The 1,444-nt window shown below is 73.8% G+C and carries 2 protein-coding genes; both read left to right on the plus strand.

All coding sequences use genetic code 11. The annotated features are described in order from the left end of the window. Positions 1-503 (plus strand): ATP-binding protein (locus tag E1264_RS42570; protein ID WP_243711519.1); only part of this gene is annotated, 503 nt, incomplete at its 5' end. Between the two features lie 153 nt (positions 504-656). Beyond that, on the plus strand, positions 657-1,337 hold the full coding sequence (locus E1264_RS42575) for a response regulator transcription factor (protein WP_132183248.1): 681 nt from the start codon (positions 657-659) through the stop codon (positions 1,335-1,337). Positions 1,338-1,444: the final 107 nt, after the last annotated feature.

Raw genomic sequence — 1,444 nt, forward strand, 5'->3', positions numbered from 1 at the left:
CGATCGAGGAGGTCGGGCGGACGGCGCTGAGCGAGATGCGGCGGATCGTCGGGGTTTTGCGGACGGACCGGGATCCGGAGCGGGCGGGCCGGGAGCTGGCGCCGCAGCCGGGGCTGGGCGATCTCGGGGAGCTGCTGGACCATGTCCGGGAGACGGGCCTGTCGGTGCAGCTGTGGATCGAGGGTGAGGCGCGGCCGCCGTCGCCGGGGGTGGACGTGGCGGCGTTCCGGCTGATCCAGGAGGCGTTGACGAACACGTTGAAGCACGCGGGCCCGCAGGCGCGGGCGTGGGTGCGGCTGTACTACGGGGACGGGGACCTGACGGTGGAGATCGAGGACGACGGGCGCGGCACGGCGACGTTCATGGCGGAGGACGGCGCGAATCCGGGGCACGGTCTGGTCGGCATGTACGAGCGGGTCGCGCTGTACGGTGGCGAGTTGAAGATCGGGCCGCGGGTCGGCGGCGGGTTCGGTGTGCGGGCCCGTTTCCCGCTGGAGGCGTGAGGTGCCGGAAGGCCGTAGGTTGGGCGCAAGCCCCGTAGGTGGCCGGAGCCCCGTAGGTTCGGGCGAGGGCGCCGCGGGTTCAGGCGGGAGCGCTGTGAGGCGAGGAGCGGGCACGATGGACGGAGCGGGACGCCGAGCGGGCGGAGCGCCGCGATGACGGCGGTGCGGGTGCTGCTCGTCGACGATCAGCCGCTGCTGCGGACGGGGTTCCGGCTCATCCTGGAGGCGGAGCCGGACATCGCGGTGGTCGGTGAGGCCGGGGACGGCGCGGCGGCGGTGGAGATGACGCGGTCGCTGCTGCCGGACGTGGTGCTGATGGACATCCGGATGCCGGGGGTGGACGGTATCGAGGCGACCCGCCGGATCATCCGGGAGGGCGCGGCGTCGCACGATCCGAGGGTGCTGATCCTGACGACGTTCGACCTGGACGAGTACGTGATCGAGGCGGTGCGGGCGGGGGCGAGCGGGTTCCTGCTGAAGGACTCCCCGCCTGAGGATCTGGTGCAGGCGATCCGGATCGTCGCGGCGGGCGACGCGATCGTGGCGCCGTCGGTGACGCGGCGGCTGCTGGACAAGTTCGCGACGCGGCTGCCCGCGGTGCGGGACGCGTCGCCGCCGCCGGGCCTGGACACGCTGACGGAGCGGGAGCGCGAGGTGCTGGCGCACGTGGCGCGGGGCCAGTCGAACGCGGAGATCGCGGCGGAGCTGGTGGTGAGCGAGACGACCGTGAAGACGCACGTGGGGAACGTCCTGGCGAAGCTGGGGCTGCGGGACCGGGTGCAGGCGGTCGTGTACGCGTACGAGACGGGCCTGAGCCGCCCGGGCCAGAGCTGACCTGAGAGGCACCGGGGTTGACCCTGGAGGGCGCCGTGGAGGCGCCCCCGGGGTCTCAGGGGCGTCCCTGAGGGTTCGGCGGGCCGGTCTTGGCGCAGGTGCGGGGC

This window comes from Actinomadura sp. KC216 (genome assembly GCF_004348535.1).
In the GTDB taxonomy this organism is placed as follows: domain Bacteria; phylum Actinomycetota; class Actinomycetes; order Streptosporangiales; family Streptosporangiaceae; genus Spirillospora.